Here is a 19,918-nt window from a genome sequence, read left to right as displayed (position 1 = left end):
GTCGGAACGCTCACGGCATCCGGAGCAGGTCGACTGCGATCACGAGCTCGCCTTCGCGGCAGCCGCACCGATCATGTCGACGTACTCCGAGGTCAGCGGATCGGTGATCGAAAGGGGGCTGGGGTTGGCGGCGGCAGCGAGCGGGTCGTTCGCCGCGGGCAGCACGACGACGGCTCCCGACGCGACGGCGGGGATCCGCGAGAGCAGCGGGTCGGCCTGCATCGCCGCGAGCGTGGTGTCATCGCCGTAGGTCACGAGCACCTGCAGGTCGGCGAATCGCTCGATCTCTTCGGTGCTGTTGGTGATCCAGAACTGGTCGGTGCCCTTCGACTGCTCGGCGACGGTCGCCGCCGGGGTCAGCCCCAGGTCCTCGAGGAAGAGCGGGCGCGGGTCGGCCGTCGAGTAGAAGCCGATCTGGCTCAGATCGGTCGCGTCGAACGAGCTGAACAGCGTCGTCTTGCCGGCGATGTCGGGGTACGCGCCCGTCAGATCGTTCAGGTGTGCGGTCAGGTCGTCGACGAGGGTCTCCGCCTCGTCCTTGAGCCCGAGGGCCGTGCCGTTCATGACGGTGAGCTCCTGCCAGCTGGTGCCCCAGGCGATGTCGGGGTAAGCCACGACCGGGGCGATCTTGCTCAGGGTGTCGTAGTCGTCCTGCGTCAGCCCCGAGTAGGCGGCGAGGATGACGTCGGGCTGGGTGTCGGCGACGGCCTCGAAGTCGATGCCCTCGGCCTCGTCGAAGAGGACGGGCGTCTCGCCGCCGAGCTCGTCGAGCTTGTCCTTCACCCAGGGGAGGATGCCGTCGCCGTCATCGTCGCCCCAGGTCACCGCGGGCATGCCGACGGGCACGACGCCCAGAGCGAGCGCGGCCTCCTGGTTTCCCCACGAGACGGTCGCGACCCTCGTGGGCTTGCTCTCGATCGTCGTCTGTCCGAACGCGTGATCGATGGTGACGGGGAAAGCGTCGGACGACGCGTCGCTCGAAGCGGCGGGCGCCGAGTCGGGAGCCGCGGTGGAACCGCAGCCGGCGAGGAGCAGCGTGGCTGCGATGAGGGCTGCGGCGGCTGTGCGGATGCGGGGCACAGTGTCCTCCAGAGGAGAGGTGAGTAAGGGCAGGCTTACTTTACGTCCGCGGCGCGCATCCCGCCAATCCGCTGCAGCCGGACTGAAGGTGCCGCACCGCGTGGTTCTCGGCAGCTCGAGGAACGGCCGCGCCGACACCGAGTAGGATGAGAGGCTGGCCGTTCGGCCGCCCCTCCCTGTTCCTGACGATTGGACGATCGCTGTGCTCGCCGTGCACGACCTCGAAATCCGCGTGGGCGCGCGCACGCTGATGTCGGACGTGTCCTTCCGCGTCTCCGACGGAGACAAGATCGGACTCGTCGGTCGCAACGGCGCCGGCAAGACCACTCTGACCAAGGTGCTCGCCGGCGACCTGCTGCCCAGCGACGGCAAGGTCGAACGCTCGGGGGAGCTCGGCTACCTGCCGCAGGACCCGCGCTCGGGTGACCCGGAGATGCTCGCACGCACGCGCATCCTCGACGCCCGCGGCCTCGGCACGATCGCGGTGGAGATGCAGAGCGCGTCGCTCGAGATGGGTTCGGATGACGAAGCCGCGGCGGCCAAGGCCATGCGCCGGTACGGCAATCTCATGGAGCGGTTCGAAGCGCTCGGCGGTTACGCGGCCGAGGCCGAGGCCGCATCGATCGCCCATAATCTGTCGCTGCCCGACCGCATCCTCGATCAGCCGCTGAAGACACTCTCCGGTGGGCAGCGGCGGCGCATCGAGCTGGCCCGCATCCTGTTCTCGGACGCGCAGACGATGATCCTCGACGAGCCGACGAACCACCTCGATGCCGACAGCGTCGTGTGGCTGCGGGAGTTCCTCAAGGGGTACAAGGGCGGCCTGATCGTCATCAGCCACGACGTCGAACTCGTCGGCGAGACCGTGAATCGCGTCTTCTACCTCGACGCCATGCGTCAGGTCATCGACGTCTACAACATGAACTGGAAGAACTACCTGCGCCAGCGCGTCGCGGATGAGGAGCGTCGCAAGAAGGAGCGCGCCAACGCCGAGAAGAAGGCGACCGCCCTGCAGCAGCAGGCGGCCCGCTTCGGCGCGAAGGCGAGCAAGGCAGCAGCCGCGCATCAGATGGTGGCGCGCGCCGAGAAGCTCCTCTCGGGTCTCGACGAGGTTCGCCAGGAAGATCGCGTCGCGAAGCTGCGCTTCCCCAAGCCCGCCCCCTGCGGGAAGACGCCCCTCATGGCGTCGGGGCTGTCGAAGTCGTACGGTTCGCTGGAGATCTTCACCGACGTCGATCTCGCCATCGACCGCGGGTCGAAGGTCGTCGTCCTCGGTCTCAACGGTGCCGGCAAGACGACGCTGCTGCGCATCCTCGCGGGCGTGGACCAGCCCGACACGGGCGTGCTCGAGCCCGGGCACGGCCTTCGCATCGGCTATTACGCGCAGGAGCACGAGAACCTCGATGTGGCGCGGTCGGTGCTCCAGAACATGATGTCTGCCGCGCCCGACATCACCGAGACCGAGGCGCGCAAGGTGCTCGGATCGTTCCTGTTCACCGGGGACGACGTGCTCAAGCCCGCCGGGGTGCTCTCCGGCGGCGAGAAGACCCGTCTGTCGCTGGCGACCCTCGTCGTCTCGTCGGCCAACATGCTGCTGCTCGACGAGCCGACCAACAACCTCGATCCCGCGTCACGCGACGAGATCCTCGGCGCGCTCGCTCACTACGAGGGCGCCGTCGTCTTGGTGTCGCACGATGAGGGAGCCGTCGAGGCGCTCAATCCCGAGCGTGTGCTGATCCTTCCCGACGGCGTCGAGGACATCTGGGGACGCGACTACCTCGAGCTCATCACCCTGGCCTGACGGCCCGGGGCGCGATCAGCTGCGCGTCGAGTCGAGGATCGCGTCCTCGTCCTCCATGTCGCGGTCGCGCTTCACGTCGCGGCGGCGCCGGAGGCTCGCCGGGACGACGGACGCCTCACCCGAGCCGGATGCCGTGGCCGCGGGCGCCGGTGATTCGGCTGCCTCGGGCGCTGCGAGCGCGGCGGCCGCAGCATCCTCTTCGTCCTCACGTCGGTGCCGGCGCTCGGTGCGGATCATGTACCAGATGAAGACGAAGCCCATGATCGCGAACAGGATCCACTGGATCGCATACGACAGGTGCGGTCCCGGGTCCTCGGACGGGATCGGCATGGCACCGAGACCGTCGGCCGGCGCGGGATCCTCCGAGACGAGGAGCCCGTATGCCGATGTCACGACATCGCCGGTCAGGCGGGCTTCGTCGGCGACGAGGTCGACGTTGATCGTCGGGACCTGACCGTCGGGGGCCGACCGCCCCGAGGTGGGCGCCGCCTCGGCGGGCTTGAGGCGAGCGACCACCGTCACCGTGCCCGAGGGCGGTGCGGCGATCGCGGCGGGTTCGGGGCTGTCGGATGCCGGGGGTACCCAGCCGCGATCGACGATGAAGATCCGTCCGTCCGTCGTCTCGAACGGCACGAGCACCTCGAAGGCGGAGGTGCCTCCGTGGGGGCGGTTGCGCACCAGCACCTGGTCGTCGGCCCGGTATCGGCCGATGAGCTCCACGGGGTGCCACTCGTCGGCCGGATCGAACTCGGTCCCGGACGGGAGGATCTCCGACAGTGCCGCGGGATCGGCGTCGTAGTTCCGCTCGACGAGCTCGAGCTGCGCGCTCCGCTCCTCGTTGCGCGTGAACTGCCAGTTCGACAGGTAGGCGCAGGCGATCGCGAAGGCGATGGCGACGGCGACATAGCCGGTCCAACGCAGGGCGGTCTTACCTCTCATGATGCGCCCGCCTCGGTCGTGTCCACGACGAGACGCTCCACGCTGACGGGGAAGTCCCGCGCCGCGACGAACTCGCGCAGGTATGCGACGTGGTCGTCGCACGCCACCCAGATCTTCCGCCGGTCGGCGGCGTGGATGCGGGGGTTGCGCCAGATGACCCGCCACCGTGCCGACGCGCGGCATCCGGCGCGGGAGCACTCGATGTCGTTCACTCCGGCCGTGACTCCCGGATCTCGATGACGGTCGGTTTCGCAGGCGCCTGCGGCTCGCGCGTGGTTTCGTCGGGGTGCTCGGGGAGCGCTGCGAGGGGCGAGACGGCAGCGGGCTCCCGCACATCGTCTCCCACGTTCGCGATCACGACGGCGATGTACGGCAGGAACACCGCTCCGACCGCGAAGGCCGCCGTGTGCCAGCCGTAGGGGGTGATGACGACCATGAGGACGAAGCACACCACGCGTACCGCCATCATGATGAAGTACTTCGTCATGCGACGGTTCGAGTCGTCGTGCGGGGCTCGCGGGAGCGAGGTCGCCGACGGGGTGGCGGGCTGATGCTTCACGGTGCATCAAGGATACGCCCGCGGGGCCGGGGGAGGCCGGTCTCAGAAGCTCGACGAGTAGGTGCTGTAGCTGTCCTGCTCGATGGCCCAGCCGATGAAGGCGGCGAAGGCGATGATGCCGATGACCGCCAGGGCGAGCCCGGCGTAGCCGACGATGAGGCCCGCGATCGCCATGCCGCGGCCCTTCTCGTTCGTCCGCTTGATCTGGGACAGCGAGATGTGGCCCATGATGACGCCCGCGATCGACCCGATGACGGGCAGGAGCCAGATGAAGCCCACGATGGAGGCGATCATCGACACGATCGCGAGCGTGTTCGTCTTCTGCTGGGGGTAGCCGCCGCCGTAGCCGTAGGCGGGCGCGGGGTAGCCCGCGGGCTGGTAAGCCTGCTGCGGCGGGTTGGCGTACGGCGGCGCCGGGGGCGGGGTGGGCGCGCCGGAGGCGGGCTGCCCGGGCGCGGGGTACGGCTGCTGCGGCTGGGGCTGGTCGCTCACATCTGCTCCTCGTCGACGTCGGGCCGCCAGCTTATCGTTCGCGGCCGTCGGGCGCGCTGCGGTTAGGCTTGCGAGGTTCCCGCCGCAGACACAGGAGAGTCGTATGTCCACGTCCCGAGTCGTTCTCGTCACCGGAGGCAATCGCGGCATCGGCCGCGCGATCGCGGAGCGCTTCATCGCCGACGGGCACCGCGTCGCGGTGACGGCCCGTTCGGGTGAGGGACCCGAGGGTGCGCTGACCGTCCGTGCGGACGTGACGGACGCTGCATCGATCGACGCCGCGTTCACTCAGGTCGAGAGCGAGCTCGGTCCGGTCGAGGTCGTCGTCGCGAATGCCGGCATCACGAAGGACACGCTCCTGCTCCGTATGACCGAGGATGACTTCGACTCGGTCGTCGCGACCAACCTCGGCGGCGCCTTCCGCGTCGTCAAGCGGGCGTCGAAGGGCATGCTGCGGGCCAAGTGGGGTCGCGTCATCCTCATCTCGAGCGTCGTCGGCCTGTTCGGCTCAGCAGGACAGATCAACTACTCGTCGTCGAAGGCGGCACTCGTGGGATTCGCCCGTTCGCTCACCCGCGAGCTCGGCGCCCGCGGCATCACGGCGAACGTCGTCGCCCCGGGATTCATCGAGACGGACATGACCGCGGCTCTTCCCGAAGAGACGCAGGCGGAGTACAAGCGCAGCATTCCGGCGGGTCGTTACGGCTCATCCGCCGAGGTCGCCGGGGCCGTGGCCTGGCTCGCCTCGGATGACGCGGCCTACATCTCCGGTGCCGTCATCCCGGTCGACGGCGGTCTCGGAATGGGGCACTGACGCGGCGGCGAGCGTCAGGAGAGCGCGGCGACGATCTCGCGCGCGAGTCGATCGGGCTGCGAGAACTGGGGCCAGTGGCCTGAGCCGAGCTCGACGACCGTGACGTCCTCGAGCGCCTCGAACTCGGCGAGGAAGGGCGGCCAGGCCGCCAGCATCTCGCGGATTCCGGGTTCGTCGGCCGAGCCCGACAGGACGGTCACCGGGATGGAGTGACGGCGAGCGTCGTCGAGATCGACCGCATCGGTCGGTACCGCTGCCGGAACCGGGTGCGTGCGGGCCGCCCACCGGGAGCGCGTGTCGTCGTCGAGGTCGGCGATATCCGGCTCGTCGAAGAACTCCCAACCGGGAAACGGCACGACGCCGTCGGCGACCGGGAACGCCGAGATCTCGGCGCCGGGCGCGGGCGGGAGGGTGTCGACGAGGACGACCCGCGCGATGCGATCGGGGCGCCGGTCGGCGGCCGCCCACGCGACGTTCCCGCCGCCGCTGTGCCCCACGAGGGCGAGCTGGCCGGGGAGGTCGTCGATGCGGGCGACCACGGCGTCGGCCCAGTCGCGGAGGGTCGTCGAGACCGCTCCGGCGGTGTCGCCGACGCCGGGCATCGTGAGGGCGTTCGGGTGATGCCCCGCATCGCGGAGGGCGGGGACGACGTCGTCCCAGGACGAGGCGTCGAGCCAGAGGCCCGGGATGAGGATCACGTGCATGACCCGACCGTAGCGCTCGGGCCGGACAGGCGACAGCCTCGCGTCAGGGGAGGAGCGCGATGACCTCTCGCAGGTCGACCGGGCCGACCACGAGGTCCGCCTGGCGGCGCACCGCGGGCTTGGCGTTGAAGGCGATGCCGAGGCCGGCAGCCGCCATCATCCGCAGATCGTTCGCCCCGTCGCCGATGGCGATGGTCCGGGCGAGGGGGACGTCGTGACCGCGCGCCCATTCGCGCAGCGACGCCGCTTTGGCCTCCGCGTCGACGATGTCGCCCGCGACCGTGCCGTCGAGCGTCGCGCCGTCGGAGCCCAGCCGATTGGCGCGCCACAGGTCGACCCCCAGGCCGGGAGCGATGTGGTCGAGCACCTCGTGGAAGCCCCCGGAGACGACGGCGGCCGCGCCGCCGCGCTCGTGGATCGCCGCGATCAGCTCACGCGCGCCCGGTGTCGGCTCGACGCGCGACCGCACCCGCTCGAAGGCCGTGAGCGGAACACCCGCGAGCTGCGCGACGCGTGAACGCAGACTCGACGCGAAATCGACCTCGCCGCGCATCGCCGCCTCCGTCGCGGCGGCGACCTCCGCCCCGCGTCCCGCTTCGTCGGCGATGAGTTCGATGACCTCGTTGCGCAAGAGGGTCGAGTCGGCATCGAAGACGACGAGGAAACGCGCGTGGGGCATGACCACCACGCTAGCGGGAACGCGCGTCAGCGTTCGACGCGCGCGTTCTTGCCGACGACGGTGATGCCGGTGTCGGTCACGGTGAAGCCGCGGGCGAGGTCGCGTTCGCGGTCGACACCGACCGTGGCGCCGTCTTCGAGCACCACGTTCTTGTCGAGGATCGCCCGGTGCACACGCGCCCCGGCGCCGACGCTGACGTAGTCGAACAGCACCGAGTCGGTGATCGTCGCACCGCCTCCGGAGAGCGTCCACGGGCCGACGACGCTGCGCTCGAGATGGGTGCCCGACAGCACGGAGCCGAGAGAGACGATCGAGTCGATCGCGTTGCCCATGCGCCCGACGCTGTCGCGGACGAACTTCGCGGGCGGCGAGTTCACTGCCTGCGAGTGGATCTGCCAGTCGGTGTTGTACAGGTTGAAGATCGGCAACGTCGAGATGAGGTCCATGTGGGCGTCGAAGAACGACTCGATCGTGCCGACGTCGCGCCAGTAGTTGCGGTCGCGCGGGGTCGACCCGGGCACGTCGTTGCGCTTGAAGTCGTAGACGGCGGCCTCGCCGCGGTCGACGAAGTAGGGGATGATGTCGCCGCCCATGTCGTGATTCGACGTCGGCAGCTCGCCGTCGGCCTCGACCGCCTCGATGAGGGCGTCGGTGTCGAAGATGTAGTTGCCCATCGATGCCAGCACTTCGTGCGGCGAGTCGGGCAGCCCGGTGGGGTCCTGGGGCTTCTCGAGGAAGGCGCGGATCCGGGTCTCGTCGGCGGGGTCGACGTCGATGACGCCGAACTGGTTGGCCAGGCCGATCGGCTGGCGGATGCCGGCCACCGTCGCCCGGGCGCCCGAGGCGAGGTGGGCGTCGAGCATCTGACGGAAGTCCATGCGGTAGACGTGATCGGCTCCGATCACGACGACGATGTCGGGCTTCTCATCGTTGATGAGGTTCAGCGACTGGAGGATCGCATCGGCCGAGCCCGAGAACCACCGCTTGCCCAGGCGCTGCTGGGCGGGAACCGAGGCTACGTACGAGTCGAGCAGCGCCGACATCCGCCAGGTCTGCGAGACGTGACGGTCGAGGCTGTGCGACTTGTACTGGGTCAGGACGACGACCTGGCGCAGGCCCGAGTTGATGAGGTTCGAGATCGCGAAGTCGATCAGGCGGTACTGGCCGCCGAACGGGACCGCGGGCTTGGCGCGATCCACCGTCAACGGCATCAGGCGCTTACCCTCCCCGCCCGCGAGAACGATTCCGAAGACCTTGGGCGCTGCTGGCATGGCACCACACTAGGCCCGTCGAACGCTCCTGTACTAGCGTTCGACCCATGCGTGTAGACATCGTCTCGAAGGAGTATCCTCCCGCGATCTATGGCGGAGCGGGGGTGCACGTCACCGAGCTCGTCCGCGCCCTGCGCGAGACGATGGAGGTGCAGGTCCGGGCCTTCGGAGCAGACCGGGACGAGCCGGACACGACCTCCTACGCGACCCCCGTCGGGCTGAGCGACGCCAACGCCGCGCTCCAGACGCTCGGGACCGATCTCGAGATCGTCGGAGACGTCGCCGGCGCGGACGTCGTGCACAGCCACACCTGGTACGCCAACTTCGCCGGGCACCTCGCCTCGCTCCTCCACGGCATCCCGCACGTCGTCACGGCTCACTCGCTCGAGCCGCTGCGGCCGTGGAAGGCCGAGCAGCTCGGCGGGGGCTACGCCGTGTCGAGCTACATCGAGAAGACCGCTTACGAGAACGCGGCGGCCGTCATCGCCGTGAGCGACGGAATGCGCCGCGACATCCTGCGCAGCTATCCCGATCTCGATCCCGAGAAGGTGTCGGTGATCTACAACGGCATCGACGTCGAGTCGTGGCGGCCGGTCGACGATCCCGCCGTCCTCGAACGCCACGGCATCGACCCCACCCGCCCCTCCGTGGTCTTCGTCGGACGCATCACGCGGCAGAAGGGCCTGCCGTACTTTCTGCGGGCCGCGCGCCTGCTTCCCGCCGACGTGCAGGTCGTCCTCTGCGCGGGAGCGCCCGACACGCCGGAGATCATGGCCGAGGTGCAGGGCCTCGTGCGCGAGCTGCAGGCCGAGCGCTCCGGGGTCGTCTGGATCGAGGAGTTCCTCCCTCGCGACGAGCTCTGCGCGATCCTGACGGCAGCCACGACCTTCGTCTGCCCGTCGGTCTACGAGCCGCTCGGCATCGTCAACCTCGAGGCGATGGCGTGCGGGGCAGCCGTCGTCGGGACCGCGACCGGCGGCATCCCGGAAGTCGTCGTCGACGGCGAGACCGGGCGCCTCGTACCGATCGAGCAGTCCGACGACGGCACCGGTACCCCGCTGGATCCCGAGAAGTTCGTCGCCGATCTGGCGGCCACGCTCACCGAGGTCGTCTCGGATCCCGACACGGCGCGACGCTACGGCGCCGCGGGCCGCGAGCGTGCCGCCAGCTCGTTCAGCTGGTCGGCGATCGCCGACGAGACCGCCGCGTTGTACGCGAGAGTGGCGGGGCTCGGCCGCTAGGCTGAACCCATGCCGCAGGTCCTGGAGTTCTCCGACGTCGTCGTCCGCCGAAACGCCCGGAACATCATCGACCGGGTCGACTGGTCGGTTTCCGATGATCAGCGCTGGGTGGTGCTCGGGCCCAACGGTGCGGGCAAGACGACGGTGCTGCAGCTCGCGGCGAGCCTCCTCCACCCCACCTCGGGAAGCGTCGAGATCCTGGGGGAGCGCCTCGGGCGGACCGACGTGTTCGAGCTGCGCCCGCGCATCGGATTCGCCTCGTCGGCGATGGCCCGGCGCATCCCGGCCGAAGAGACCGTGCTCGACGTGGTCCTCACGGCGGCGTACGCCGTGACCGGGCGGTGGCGTGAGGAGTACGAGGACATCGACGAGCGACGCGCGATGCGGGTGCTCGCCGAGTGGAAGCTCGACGGACTCGCCGAGCGGACCTTCGGCACGCTCTCGGACGGCGAGCAGAAGCGCGTCCAGATCGCCCGCGCCGTCATGACCGACCCCGAGCTGCTGCTCCTCGACGAGCCGACGGCGAGCCTCGACCTCGGTGCCCGCGAGGAACTGCTCGCTCTCCTCGGCGGTTACGCCCAGGCGCCCACCACGCCCGCGATGATCATGGTGACGCACCACGTCGAGGAGATCCCGGTCGGGTTCACCCACGTGCTCCTGTTGCGCGAGGGCGGCGTCGTCGCCGCCGGTCCGCTGGCCGAGACGCTCACCGCCGAGAACCTCACCGAGACGTTCGGGCTGCCCATCGCGCTCAGCGAGGAGCGCGGACGCTACGCGGCTCGGGCGTCATCCTGAACCTGGTAGGATCGCTCTTTGGTGCAGACGCATCGCAGACTTCCCTCGCCCTGGCAAAATCCAGGGCACCACGTAAGGAATCCCATGAAGACTGACATTCACCCCGAGTACCGCGCCGTCGTTTTCCGCGACCTCGGCTCCGGCGAGACGTTCCTGACCCGGTCGACGGTCTCGAGCGACAAGACGATCGAGCTGGACGGCGAGACCTACCCGGTCATCGACGTCGAGATCTCGTCCGCCTCGCACCCGTTCTACACGGGCAAGCAGCGCATCATGGACTCGGCCGGCCGCGTCGAGAAGTTCAACCAGCGCTTCAAGAACTTCGGCTCCAAGTAAGCCGTTCTTCGATCAAGGCCCCGCTTCGGCGGGGCCTTCGTCGTTTCGCGGGGTGCGTTCGCTGCCCCCGCGGTCTCACGGCTTGACGATCGGGATCGACGCCGTCTCCGCCGCGACCTTGCGCCGGTGCAGGGCGCGCTGCTCGGGCAGAGAGATGTCGAAGACGACCGCGAGCAGGCGGATGACGGTGGTCACCGCGATGCCCACGATGGCAGCGGCCACGATGGGCGCGCCCAGCGCCGACGCTCCGGCGAGCACCGCGCACCCGGCGGCGGCCGCGATCGCATAGAGCGAGCCGACGTGCATGATGGCGACGGGGAGTCCGAGGATGACGTCGCGCAGCATGCTGCCGCCGACGGCGGCGCAGGAGCCGATGAAGATCGCGGGGACGATCGGCAGCCCGAGCACGAGGGCCTTGCTCGTCCCGAACGCCCCGAACATGCCGATGACGACGGCGTCGAGACCGATGATGACGGCGTTGAGCCGTTGGAACAGGTTCGACAGCAGCATGCCGACCAGCGCGGCCGAGGTCGCGGTGATGAGATACCAGTTGCTCTGCAGCGTGACCGGCTGCACGCCCAGGAGCAGATCGCGAATGAGACCGCCGCCCATCCCGATCAGGATGCCGATGATCACGACCCCGAGCGGATCGAGCCGCTGTTTTCCGACGAACCCGGAAGCGAAAAGGGCGCCCTGGACCCCGCCGAGCCCGACGGCGGTCAGATCCGCCCAGAGCGGGATCACGAACTGAGACTGCGCCACGGAACCATTGTCGTCGGTCGGCGCGATAATTGAAGAGTGCCCACCTACCGCGACGAGGTCGTGATCCTGCGCACCCACAAGCTGGGCGAGGCGGATCGCATCGTCACGATGCTCAGTCGGCGGCACGGCAAGCTGCGCGGCGTCGCGAAAGGCGTGCGGCGCACGTCGTCCCGGTTCGGTGCGCGACTGGAGCCGTTCATGGTCGCCGACGTCCAGATGTACAAAGGGCGCTCGCTCGACATCGTGCAGCAGGCCGAGTCGCTCGGCTCCTACGGTGCCGACATCGCGACGGACTACGACCGCTACACCTCGGCGTCCGCGATGGTCGAGGCCGCCGATCGTCTGAACGAGGCCGAGACCACGCCGCAGCAGTATCTGCTTCTCGTCGGTGGGCTTCGTGCCCTCGCGCGCGGCGACCACGACAGCCGCGCCGTGCTCGACTCGTACCTCCTCAGAGCCATGGCGCTCTCGGGCTGGGCGCCGTCGCTCGACGCCTGCGCGCGCTGCGGGCGTCCAGGCCCCCACGACGGTTTCGTCGCGCCCCTCGGCGGATCGGTGTGCGACGCGTGCGCGCCCGCGGGGTCCGCCCGCATCGCCCCCGAAACCGGAGCGCGCCTGCGCGCCCTCATCGCCGGAGAGTGGGAGACCGTCGATGCGGGCAGCCCCGGCACAGCCAACGCCGCATCGGGGCTGATCGCGGCCTATGCCCAGTGGCACCTCGAGCGCGGCATCCGATCGCTCGGCCACATCGGCGCGGCGCGCTGACACCTGTGATGCCGCACGGCTCGACCGCCTAGGCTCGAACCGATGAGTCCCAAGCCGTACACGCACCGCGACGCGGTTCCCTATCGCCCCCTCGACTGGACCGGGGCGTACCCGCCGGCGTTCCCGCGGGGCGGCGTTCCGAATCACGTCGCGATCGTCATGGACGGCAACGGACGCTGGGCCAATCGCCGTGGCCTCACGCGCATCGAGGGCCACCGCGCCGGCGAGGAGGTGCTGCTCGACGTCGTCGCCGGCGCCATCCAGGCCGGGGTCAAACACTTGAGCGTGTACGCGTTCTCGACCGAGAACTGGTCTCGGTCGCCCGACGAGGTGCGCTTCCTGATGGGGTACAACCGCGACGTCCTCCATCGCCGCCGCGACCAGCTCAACGAATGGGGCGTGCGCGTGCGGTGGGCAGGGCGAAAGCCGCGCCTGTGGGGATCGGTCATCTCCGAGCTCCAGTACGCCGAGCAGCTCACTCGCGACAACGACGTGCTCACGCTCACGATGTGCGTCAACTACGGCGGGCGTCACGAGATCATCGACGCCATGCGCGCGATGGGCGAGCAGATCGCCGCGGGCCGGATGAAGCCCTCCGCGATCACGGAGAAGACCCTGCGCCGGCACCTCTACGTGCCCGACATGCCCGACGTCGATCTGTTCATCCGCTCGAGCGGGGAGCAGCGGACCTCGAACTTCCTCCTGTGGGAGGCGGCGTACGCCGAGATGGTGTTCCTCGACACCCTGTGGCCCGACTTCTCGCGATCGGACCTGTGGGGCGCGATCCAGCTCTATCTCTCGCGCGACCGCCGCTTCGGCGGCGCCGTCGACGCTCCGACCGCGTGACGCGGTCGCGGGAATAGCTCGCGCGCGCCGGGACGTTGCACCCGGTGTGACGGACGCAATCAAGATCGACGTGTGGAGCGACATCGCCTGCCCGTGGTGCTACATCGGCAAGCGCAACCTCGAGTCGGGCCTGGCGGCCACGGCGGATGACGAAGACGCTCCGCTCGTGGAGGTGACCTTCCACTCGTTCGAGCTCTCGCCCGACACTCCCGTCGACTTCGAAGGCGACGAGCTCGACTTCCTGTCGAGCCACAAGGGGATGCCGCGCGAGCAGGTGCAGCAGATGCTCGAGAACGTCACCGGCGTCGCGAAGGATGCGGGCCTGGACTACCACTTCGACATCCTCCAGCACACGAACACCGTCAAGGCGCACGAGCTGCTGCACGCCGCGAAGGCGGAGGGGCGTCAGCACGAGATGGCCGAGCGCCTGATGGCGGCCTACTTCACCGAGGGTCGCCATGTGGGCCGCATCGACGAGCTGGTCGAGCTCGCGGCTGAGGTCGGTCTCGACCGCGACGCCATCCGGGCGGCGCTCGAATCGGGGGAGCACCTGCCGGCCGTCCGCGCCGACCAGGATCAGGCGCGCGCGTACGGCATCAACGGGGTGCCGTTCTTCGTCATCGACGGTCGCTACGGCGTTTCGGGGGCGCAGCCCGCCGAGGCTTTCGCCCAGATCGCCCGACAGGTGTGGGCGGAGCGCAACGGCGTCGAGACCGCGAGCTGAGCCCCGTCCGCGAGCGCCGGCGAGTCAGCGCGGCAGGTTCGCCTCGATCACCGCGACGATCTCCGGCGCGTCGGGCTTGGTCTGCGGCCGGAAGCGGTGCACCTCGCCGCCGGGCGTGATCACGAACTTCTCGAAGTTCCACATCACCGGGCCGCGTGCGCCCTCCTCGTTGCGGATCTTCTTCAGCGCCTTGTAGAGCGGTGCGGCGTGCGAGCCGTTGACCCGGATCTTGTCCATGATGGGGAAGCTCACTCCCCAGGTCATCGCGCAGTAGTCGAGGATCTCGTCCATCGAGCCGGGCTCCTGACCCATGAACTGGTTGCAGGGGAATCCGATCACCTGCAGGCCGCGCTCGCCGTACGTGCGCTGCAGCTGCTCGAGCTGCTCGTACTGGGGCGTGAGACCGCACTTGGAGGCGACGTTGACGACGAGCAGAACGCCGTCGCCGAGGTCGTCGAGCGTGGTGGGGGTGCCGTCGGCGGAGGAGAACGGAATCGAACGGATGTCGGTGGTCGCTTCGGTCACGTCCCCAGGCTACGCCCGGCCGCCTTCCGGCATCCGTCCTTCTGGGAGAATGATCTGGTGAGTACCGTCCTGTCCGCCTCCCCGCGCCTGCGGATCGGCCCGATCGCCCTGGATGCGCCCGTCGTCCTGGCCCCGATGGCCGGGATCACGAACACCGCCTTCCGTCGGCTCTGCCGCGAATACGGCGCGGGTCTCTACGTCAGCGAGATGATCACGACCCGCGCACTCGTCGAGCGCAACGCCACCACGATGCGGCTGATCACGCATCACGAGTCTGAGAAGCCGCGCTCCATCCAGCTCTACGGCGTGGACCCCGCGACGACCGAGGCCGCCGTGCGGCTTCTGGTCGAAGAGGACCGTGCCGATCACATCGACCTGAACTTCGGGTGCCCCGTCCCCAAGGTGACCCGCAAGGGCGGGGGAGCGGCACTGCCCTGGAAGCTCGATCTCTTCCGCGACATCGTCACGCGCGCCGCCCGCGCGGCCGGTGACGTCCCGCTGACGGTCAAGATGCGAAAGGGCATCGACTCCGACCACCTGACCTACCTCGACGCCGGCCGCATCGCCGAGGATGCCGGTGTGTCCGCCGTCGCGCTCCACGCCCGCACGGCTGCGGAGTTCTACTCCGGCCACGCCGATTGGTCGGCCATCGCCGCGCTGAAAGAGGCGGTCACCAGCGTTCCCGTCCTCGGCAACGGCGACATCTGGTCCGCCGAGGACGCCGTCCGGATGATGGCGGAGACCGGCTGCGACGGCGTCGTCGTCGGACGCGGGTGCCTCGGGCGTCCCTGGCTCTTCGGCGACCTCGCGCGCGCTCTGGGTGAGCCCGGCTCGGCCGGCCCCGAGGTCGATGCCACCCTCGGGTTCGTCGCGACGGCGTTCCGACGCCACGCCGAGCTGCTGGTGGAGTTCTTCGAGGACGAGGGCCGCGGATGCCGCGACATCCGCAAGCACGTCGCGTGGTACTTCAAGGGCTACCCGGTGGGCGGCGACACGCGTGCGCGCCTGGCGACCGCGTCGAGTCTCGCCGAGATCGACGACATCCTCGAGACGCTCGACTGGTCGGCGCCCTACCCCGGCTCGGCTGCGGAAGGCCAGCGCGGGCGAGCGGGAACACCGAAGCGTCCGGCGCTACCGGACCGCTGGCTCGATTCGCGCGACGTCGACGCGGCGGAGTCGTCGGCCATCGCCGCAGCGGAGATCGAGAACAGTGGGGGCTGAGGTCACGAGCGGCGTCGGCGTCTCGGCGGGACGTCCCTCCGGCTACGACGACCACGATGCCGCCCGCTTCCACCGGGAGGAGCACCGCTCCCGCCGCGACAGCTTCGCGCGCGATCGCGCCCGCGTGCTGCATTCGGGTGCCCTGCGCCGGCTCGCCGCGAAGACACAGGTGCTGAGCCCGGCGAGCCCCGCCGACTTCGCCCGCAATCGATTGACGCACTCGCTCGAGGTCGCGCAGGTCGGACGCGAGCTCGCGATCGCGCTGGAGCTCTCGCCCGACGTCGTCGACACCGCCTGCCTCTGCCACGACCTCGGCCATCCACCCTTCGGCCACAACGGTGAGCGGGCCCTCAACGACTGGGCCGAGGACATCGGCGGCTTCGAGGGCAACGCGCAGTCGCTGCGCATCCTCTCGCGTCTCGAGCCGAAGGTGGTCGACGCGTTCGGGCAGAGCGCGGGCCTCAACCTCACGCGGGCGAGCCTCGACGCGACCTGCAAGTACCCGTGGACCGTCGAGCACGCCATCCCGGACCCGGGCGGACGGCAGAAGTTCGGCGTATACCCCGAGGACGAGGCGGTGTTCCAGTGGATGCGCGAGGGCGCCCCCGGTCGCCTGCGCTGCATCGAGGCGGAGGTGATGGACCTCTCCGACGACATCGCGTACTCAGTGCACGATTTCGAGGACGCGGTGCTGAACGGCTACCTCGACCCGGCGCGGCTCGCCGACCCCCGAGAGCGCGAGGCACTGCTCACCGCGATCCAGAGCTGGGTCGGCTACGGCTTCACGAAGGACGAGCTCGGCGACGCGCTGTATCGCCTGACGCTGCTTCCCGAGTGGCTGGACTCGTACGACGGTTCGCGGGCGGCGATGGCCCGGCTCAAGAACCTGACATCCGATCTCATCGGTCGCTTCGCGCGTGCGGCCACCGCTGCCACGCGTGAGCACTACGACATCCCCGTCCTGACGCGCTTCCGCGGTCGTGTCATCGTCCCGCGCGTCATCGAGGTCGAGATGGCCGTGCTCAAGGGCGTCATCGGTGCGTTCGTCGTCTCTATCGAGGGGCGCAAGGGCCTCTACAAGGAGCAGCGTCGCGTGCTGCGCCGGCTCGCCGACGCCCTCTGGGAGCGTCCCGAGCACCTCGACGCACTGCACGCCGAGGACTTCGCCGCCGCGGTGACGGACGCGGCCCGCCGACGTGTCATCGTCGACCAGGTGGCGACGCTCACCGACCGCTTCGCGATCGAGTGGCACGGCCGCCTGGTGGGTCCGGTCGACCTTCGCGAGCTGGGTCTGTGGTCGTCCGATCCGCGCGCGACGGCGCCCAGCCACTTCGCGCTGCCCGAGCCCATCGAAGGGCTCTGATGGCACGGATCCGGCAGACCGACATCGAAGAGGTCAAGGCGCGCACGAACATCGGCGACATCGTCGGCGAACGTGTCGCCCTGAAGTCCGCCGGCGTCGGCTCGCTGAAGGGCCTGTGCCCGTTCCACGACGAGCGCAGCCCGAGCTTCCACGTGCGGCCCCAGGTCGGGTACTACCACTGCTTCGGATGCGGCGAGTCGGGCGATGTCTACTCGTTCCTGCGGGCGATGGACCACTTGTCGTTCACCGAGGCTGTCGAGCGTCTGGCTGCGCGCATCGGGTACCAGCTGCACTACGAGGACGGCGCGGCCGCCCCCGAGACGAGCGGTCGTTCCCGGCTGTACGCCGCCCACACCGCGGCTGCCGAGTTCTACCGGTCGCAGTTGGCGGCCCCCGACGCGCAGGCGGCCCGGCAGTTCCTCGGCGAACGAGGCTTCGACGCCGGTGCCGCTGCGCACTTCGGGGTCGGATACGCGCCCCAGGGCTGGTCGGCGCTCCGCGACGCCCTGCGGTCGCAGGGGTTCACCGACGAGGAGCTGGTCACCGGGGGACTGGTCTCGAAGGGTCAGCGCGGCGTCTACGACCGGTTCCGGGGTCGGGTGGTCTGGCCCATCCGCGACGTCGCCGGTCAGACGATCGGTTTCGGCGCTCGCCGTCTGTACGACGACGACCAGGGACCGAAGTACCTCAACACGCCCGAGACGCCCATCTACAAGAAGGCGCAGGTCCTCTACGGCCTCGACCTGGCCAAGAAGTCGATCTCGAGGGAGCACCGCGTCGTCGTCGTCGAGGGCTACACCGACGTCATGGCCTGCCACCTCGCCGGGGTGACCGGAGCCATCGCATCGTGCGGCACCGCGTTCGGCACCGACCACATCACGGTGCTGCGTCGCGTCATGGGCGACAGCGAGGGCAGCTCGGGTGAGGTGGTCTTCACATTCGACCCGGATGCCGCCGGTCAGAAGGCCGCGCTGCGGGCTTTCGGCGACGAGAAGCGCTTCGCGGCGCAGACGTATGTCGCGGTCGCCCCCGAGGGGCTGGACCCCTGCGACCTTCGGCTGAACCGCGGCGATGCGGCCGTTCGCGCTCTCGTCGAAGCCAAAGCGCCGATGTTCGAGTTCGTCATGGATCAGCGTCTGTCGACGTTCGACCTGTCCACCGTCGAGGGACGCATCGGCGCCCTGCGCGCGGCGGCGCCCATCGTCGCCGACATCCGCGACACCGCTCTGCGCCCGGGATACACGCGCGTGCTGGCCGGAAAACTCGGGCTCGACCTCTCCGAAGTGCAGCCGGAAGTCGAGCGCGCCGCGCGTCGTGCTGCCGCCCCCGCGGGTCCGGGGGAGCGTGCCCGCGGGGAGGCGCCCGCGGGACGCGCCGCCCCCGCGGACCCGCCCGGCCGGGGCCCCGAAGCTCCGCCCGCGCCGGTCCGGGTCACCCTCGCCTCCCTGCCGCCTGCGCTCGAGCTCGAGAAGCGCGCTCTGATGGGCGTGCTGCAGTACGGGCACCTGCTCGACAAGCAGGCCGTCGACATCGCGCTCGGCCTGCCCATGCCGCATCCGGCTCTCGAGGCCGTCCGGCAGGCCGTGTCGATGCAGCCCGACCTCACACGGCCCGGCTGGACCTCGGCCGCAGTGGACGCCACTCGCGAGCCGTACCGCACACTCGCCATCGAGCTGCTCACGGCGGACTTCCCCGCGGGCACGGAGCGCATCGCGCAGACGACGGCGATGGAGTCGCTGCGCAAGCTGCGTCAGCGGGCACTCGAGCGCGAGAAGGCCGAGCTCAGGAGCGCGCAGCAGCGTCTCGAACCGGGCTCACCCGAGTTCCGTTCGATCGGCGTCGCCATCCGCGACCTCGACCTGCGGCTGCGGCAGCTCATGGAATCGGAATAGCCGCCGTCTGCGGTGAGTAGCGGTCGAACGATGAAAACGGCAGGATGATGCGCATGTCCCGACGACCCGACGCGGAAATCGCGGTGCGCTGCGACGATCTCTCGATCGCGCGGACGGGTGATTCCGATCGGGTCGTCGAGGGCGTCAGCGTCACGGTGCGGGCCGGGGAGGCCCTCGCTGTGATGGGCGCGACCGGGTCGGGTAAATCGACGCTCCTGTCGATCCTCGCCGGCACCGCGCCGTCGGATGTCGGCGTCGTCGGTGGGGCCGCTGAGGTCGCGGGCCTCTCGGTGCGCAAGGGTGGCCGTTCCCGGCGCATGCTGACCTACTACGCCGGGCACATGCCCCAGGCCGCGGGCGCGTCGCTCCCGGCTCGGCTGACGGTGGCCGAGGTGATCGCCGAGCCGATCACCTCGCGCGACCGTCGCGTGAGCCAGCGCGCGCTCTCCCTTCGAGTCGCCTCTCTCCTCGACGAGCTGCACCTGCCGCTCGGGGCGGCGTCGCAGTACCCGTACGAGCTGAGCGCCGGGATGCGCCAGCGCGTCGCACTGGCTCGCGCCCTCGTGCTCGACCCGAAGGTCTTCATCGGCGACGACCCGTACGCCAACCTCGACATCGAGGTGCGGATCGCGGCTCGCGAGGCGTTGCTGTCGCGCCGTGACGACACGGGGATGGCGATCGTCATCGCGACGAACGACGTCGAGACCGCGGACGAGCTGGATGCCGCGGCTCTCGTTCTCCACGGGGGACGTCCGGTGGGCTACGGGCCCACGGCGTCGGACGTCGTGTGGACGCCGGACGGCCGGTCTCGGGCTTCCTGAGCAGCGCGACCCGCCCGGGGGTCGGTTCATGTCGTGAGCACCCCCGGAGCTTTGCTAATATAGACGGGTTGCCCAGCGCGAGCGGGCGACTGATCCTCGGTAGCTCAATTGGCAGAGCAATCGGCTGTTAACCGATAGGTTCTTGGTTCGAGTCCAAGCCGGGGAGCGAGAGACCCGCGTTATCTACCGCGGCTCTCACCGAAGGCCCGGGCTTCCACCCCGGGCCTTTACTCATGTGCCCGCGCGTCGGCTCCCCCGGCAGTCGGTGCCCGGTCCTCGGAAATCACG

At 69.7% G+C, this 19,918-nt stretch carries 22 protein-coding genes and 1 tRNA gene; 13 read left to right on the top strand and 10 right to left on the bottom strand.

From position 1 onward, the window contains the following. Nucleotides 1-39 precede the first annotated feature (39 nt). Nucleotides 40-1,080, bottom strand: coding sequence for an iron-siderophore ABC transporter substrate-binding protein (locus CBF90_RS08255; RefSeq protein WP_064956818.1), 1,041 nt, complete (start codon nucleotides 1,078-1,080; stop codon nucleotides 40-42). Between the two features lie 202 nt (nucleotides 1,081-1,282). On the opposite strand from CBF90_RS08255, the gene CBF90_RS08250 reads away from it, so the two are divergent. Next, a complete protein-coding gene (locus tag CBF90_RS08250) occupies nucleotides 1,283-2,881 on the top strand; it encodes an ABC-F family ATP-binding cassette domain-containing protein (protein ID WP_023951420.1) in 1,599 nt (532 codons plus the stop codon). A 15-nt stretch (nucleotides 2,882-2,896) separates the two neighbouring features. Here the strand turns inward: CBF90_RS08250 and CBF90_RS08245 are convergent, their stop codons facing one another. Genes CBF90_RS08245 through CBF90_RS08230 form a run of 4 tightly spaced genes read right to left on the bottom strand, consistent with a single transcriptional unit; the run spans nucleotide 2,897 to nucleotide 4,871 of the window. Then, a complete protein-coding gene (locus CBF90_RS08245) occupies nucleotides 2,897-3,820 on the bottom strand; it encodes an SURF1 family protein (RefSeq protein ID WP_071918274.1) in 924 nt (307 codons plus the stop codon). Next, nucleotides 3,817-4,032, bottom strand: a complete 216-nt coding sequence (locus tag CBF90_RS08240) for a hypothetical protein (protein WP_036304608.1) — start codon at nucleotides 4,030-4,032, stop codon at nucleotides 3,817-3,819. The genes CBF90_RS08245 and CBF90_RS08240 overlap by 4 nt, the downstream gene beginning before the upstream one ends. Beyond that, complete coding sequence (locus CBF90_RS08235; RefSeq protein WP_036304607.1) at nucleotides 4,029-4,379, bottom strand: DUF3099 domain-containing protein; 351 nt, start codon at nucleotides 4,377-4,379, stop codon at nucleotides 4,029-4,031. The genes CBF90_RS08240 and CBF90_RS08235 overlap by 4 nt, the downstream gene beginning before the upstream one ends. Nucleotides 4,380-4,421: 42 nt before the next feature. Continuing rightward, a complete protein-coding gene (locus CBF90_RS08230; protein ID WP_023951415.1) occupies nucleotides 4,422-4,871 on the bottom strand; it encodes a DUF4190 domain-containing protein in 450 nt (149 codons plus the stop codon). Between the two features lie 103 nt (nucleotides 4,872-4,974). On the opposite strand from CBF90_RS08230, the gene CBF90_RS08225 reads away from it, so the two are divergent. Continuing rightward, nucleotides 4,975-5,685: a beta-ketoacyl-ACP reductase gene (locus tag CBF90_RS08225; RefSeq protein WP_064956815.1), complete on the top strand. Its 711-nt coding sequence runs from the start codon at nucleotides 4,975-4,977 to the stop codon at nucleotides 5,683-5,685. A 14-nt stretch (nucleotides 5,686-5,699) separates the two neighbouring features. Here CBF90_RS08225 and CBF90_RS08220 read toward each other — a convergent pair whose 3' ends face one another. The 3 genes from CBF90_RS08220 to glgC are packed head-to-tail and all read right to left on the bottom strand — an operon-like array spanning nucleotide 5,700 to nucleotide 8,339. Beyond that, entirely contained in the window at nucleotides 5,700-6,389 is a 690-nt protein-coding gene (locus CBF90_RS08220) for an alpha/beta fold hydrolase (RefSeq protein WP_088380348.1), read from the bottom strand. Between the two features lie 43 nt (nucleotides 6,390-6,432). Continuing rightward, nucleotides 6,433-7,068, bottom strand: coding sequence for a phosphoserine phosphatase SerB (gene serB, locus CBF90_RS08215; RefSeq protein WP_023951409.1), 636 nt, complete (start codon nucleotides 7,066-7,068; stop codon nucleotides 6,433-6,435). A gap of 26 nt (nucleotides 7,069-7,094) precedes the next feature. Beyond that, nucleotides 7,095-8,339, bottom strand: coding sequence for a glucose-1-phosphate adenylyltransferase (gene glgC / locus CBF90_RS08210; RefSeq protein WP_088380347.1), 1,245 nt, complete (start codon nucleotides 8,337-8,339; stop codon nucleotides 7,095-7,097). Between the two features lie 47 nt (nucleotides 8,340-8,386). Here glgC and glgA point away from each other — a divergent pair, with 47 nt between their 5' ends. From glgA to CBF90_RS08195, 3 genes are all read left to right on the top strand, one after another. Continuing rightward, complete coding sequence (gene glgA / locus CBF90_RS08205; RefSeq protein ID WP_064956813.1) at nucleotides 8,387-9,580, top strand: glycogen synthase; 1,194 nt, start codon at nucleotides 8,387-8,389, stop codon at nucleotides 9,578-9,580. 9 nt (nucleotides 9,581-9,589) lie between these two features. After that, a complete protein-coding gene (locus tag CBF90_RS08200) occupies nucleotides 9,590-10,375 on the top strand; it encodes an ABC transporter ATP-binding protein (protein WP_088380346.1) in 786 nt (261 codons plus the stop codon). 84 nt (nucleotides 10,376-10,459) lie between these two features. After that, a complete protein-coding gene (locus tag CBF90_RS08195) occupies nucleotides 10,460-10,711 on the top strand; it encodes a type B 50S ribosomal protein L31 (RefSeq protein ID WP_018186539.1) in 252 nt (83 codons plus the stop codon). A 75-nt stretch (nucleotides 10,712-10,786) separates the two neighbouring features. Here the strand turns inward: CBF90_RS08195 and CBF90_RS08190 are convergent, their stop codons facing one another. Next, on the bottom strand, nucleotides 10,787-11,473 hold the full coding sequence (locus tag CBF90_RS08190) for a trimeric intracellular cation channel family protein (protein WP_023951404.1): 687 nt from the start codon (nucleotides 11,471-11,473) through the stop codon (nucleotides 10,787-10,789). A gap of 36 nt (nucleotides 11,474-11,509) precedes the next feature. On the opposite strand from CBF90_RS08190, the gene recO reads away from it, so the two are divergent. From recO to CBF90_RS08175, 3 genes are read left to right on the top strand one after another with little or no spacing between them, the layout of a single operon-like run. After that, nucleotides 11,510-12,238, top strand: coding sequence for a DNA repair protein RecO (gene recO / locus CBF90_RS08185; protein WP_023951403.1), 729 nt, complete (start codon nucleotides 11,510-11,512; stop codon nucleotides 12,236-12,238). 42 nt (nucleotides 12,239-12,280) lie between these two features. Beyond that, on the top strand, nucleotides 12,281-13,084 hold the full coding sequence (locus CBF90_RS08180; protein ID WP_088380345.1) for an isoprenyl transferase: 804 nt from the start codon (nucleotides 12,281-12,283) through the stop codon (nucleotides 13,082-13,084). Between the two features lie 46 nt (nucleotides 13,085-13,130). Next, on the top strand, nucleotides 13,131-13,808 hold the full coding sequence (locus CBF90_RS08175; protein ID WP_088380344.1) for a DsbA family protein: 678 nt from the start codon (nucleotides 13,131-13,133) through the stop codon (nucleotides 13,806-13,808). Nucleotides 13,809-13,832: 24 nt separating this feature from the next. On the opposite strand, the gene CBF90_RS08170 is transcribed toward CBF90_RS08175, so the two are convergent. Beyond that, nucleotides 13,833-14,333, bottom strand: a complete 501-nt coding sequence (locus CBF90_RS08170) for a glutathione peroxidase (protein ID WP_023951400.1) — start codon at nucleotides 14,331-14,333, stop codon at nucleotides 13,833-13,835. Nucleotides 14,334-14,390: 57 nt separating this feature from the next. Here CBF90_RS08170 and dusB point away from each other — a divergent pair, with 57 nt between their 5' ends. From dusB to CBF90_RS08145, 5 genes are all read left to right on the top strand, one after another. Then, nucleotides 14,391-15,554: a tRNA dihydrouridine synthase DusB gene (gene dusB, locus CBF90_RS08165; RefSeq protein WP_071918271.1), complete on the top strand. Its 1,164-nt coding sequence runs from the start codon at nucleotides 14,391-14,393 to the stop codon at nucleotides 15,552-15,554. Further along, nucleotides 15,544-16,917: a deoxyguanosinetriphosphate triphosphohydrolase gene (locus CBF90_RS08160; protein WP_023951397.1), complete on the top strand. Its 1,374-nt coding sequence runs from the start codon at nucleotides 15,544-15,546 to the stop codon at nucleotides 16,915-16,917. The genes dusB and CBF90_RS08160 overlap by 11 nt, the downstream gene beginning before the upstream one ends. After that, nucleotides 16,917-18,809, top strand: a complete 1,893-nt coding sequence (gene dnaG, locus CBF90_RS08155) for a DNA primase (protein WP_088380343.1) — start codon at nucleotides 16,917-16,919, stop codon at nucleotides 18,807-18,809. The genes CBF90_RS08160 and dnaG overlap by 1 nt, the downstream gene beginning before the upstream one ends. Before the next feature lie 53 nt (nucleotides 18,810-18,862). After that, nucleotides 18,863-19,630, top strand: a complete 768-nt coding sequence (locus CBF90_RS08150) for an ATP-binding cassette domain-containing protein (protein WP_023951393.1) — start codon at nucleotides 18,863-18,865, stop codon at nucleotides 19,628-19,630. A gap of 93 nt (nucleotides 19,631-19,723) precedes the next feature. Continuing rightward, nucleotides 19,724-19,796, top strand: a tRNA-Asn gene (locus CBF90_RS08145). Nucleotides 19,797-19,918: the final 122 nt, after the last annotated feature.

It is taken from the genome of Microbacterium sp. AISO3, from assembly GCF_002204305.1.
In the GTDB taxonomy this organism is placed as follows: domain Bacteria; phylum Actinomycetota; class Actinomycetes; order Actinomycetales; family Microbacteriaceae; genus Microbacterium; species Microbacterium arborescens.
This window is presented reverse-complemented; position numbering and strand designations above follow the sequence as displayed.

Excerpts from the sequence above, each read along its gene's own strand:
- CBF90_RS08220 (WP_088380348.1), bottom strand. The coding sequence starts at position 6,389 with ATGCACGTGATCCTCATCCCGGGCCTCTGGCTCGACGCCTCGTCCTGG.
- dnaG (WP_088380343.1), top strand. The coding sequence starts at position 16,917 with ATGGCACGGATCCGGCAGACCGACATCGAAGAGGTCAAGGCGCGCACG.
- glgC (WP_088380347.1), bottom strand. The coding sequence starts at position 8,339 with ATGCCAGCAGCGCCCAAGGTCTTCGGAATCGTTCTCGCGGGCGGGGAG.
- CBF90_RS08180 (WP_088380345.1), top strand. The coding sequence starts at position 12,281 with ATGAGTCCCAAGCCGTACACGCACCGCGACGCGGTTCCCTATCGCCCC.
- CBF90_RS08195 (WP_018186539.1), top strand. The coding sequence starts at position 10,460 with ATGAAGACTGACATTCACCCCGAGTACCGCGCCGTCGTTTTCCGCGAC.
- serB (WP_023951409.1), bottom strand. The coding sequence starts at position 7,068 with ATGCCCCACGCGCGTTTCCTCGTCGTCTTCGATGCCGACTCGACCCTC.
- CBF90_RS08200 (WP_088380346.1), top strand. The coding sequence starts at position 9,590 with ATGCCGCAGGTCCTGGAGTTCTCCGACGTCGTCGTCCGCCGAAACGCC.
- CBF90_RS08225 (WP_064956815.1), top strand. The coding sequence starts at position 4,975 with ATGTCCACGTCCCGAGTCGTTCTCGTCACCGGAGGCAATCGCGGCATC.
- CBF90_RS08150 (WP_023951393.1), top strand. The coding sequence starts at position 18,863 with ATGTCCCGACGACCCGACGCGGAAATCGCGGTGCGCTGCGACGATCTC.
- glgA (WP_064956813.1), top strand. The coding sequence starts at position 8,387 with ATGCGTGTAGACATCGTCTCGAAGGAGTATCCTCCCGCGATCTATGGC.
- CBF90_RS08245 (WP_071918274.1), bottom strand. The coding sequence starts at position 3,820 with ATGAGAGGTAAGACCGCCCTGCGTTGGACCGGCTATGTCGCCGTCGCC.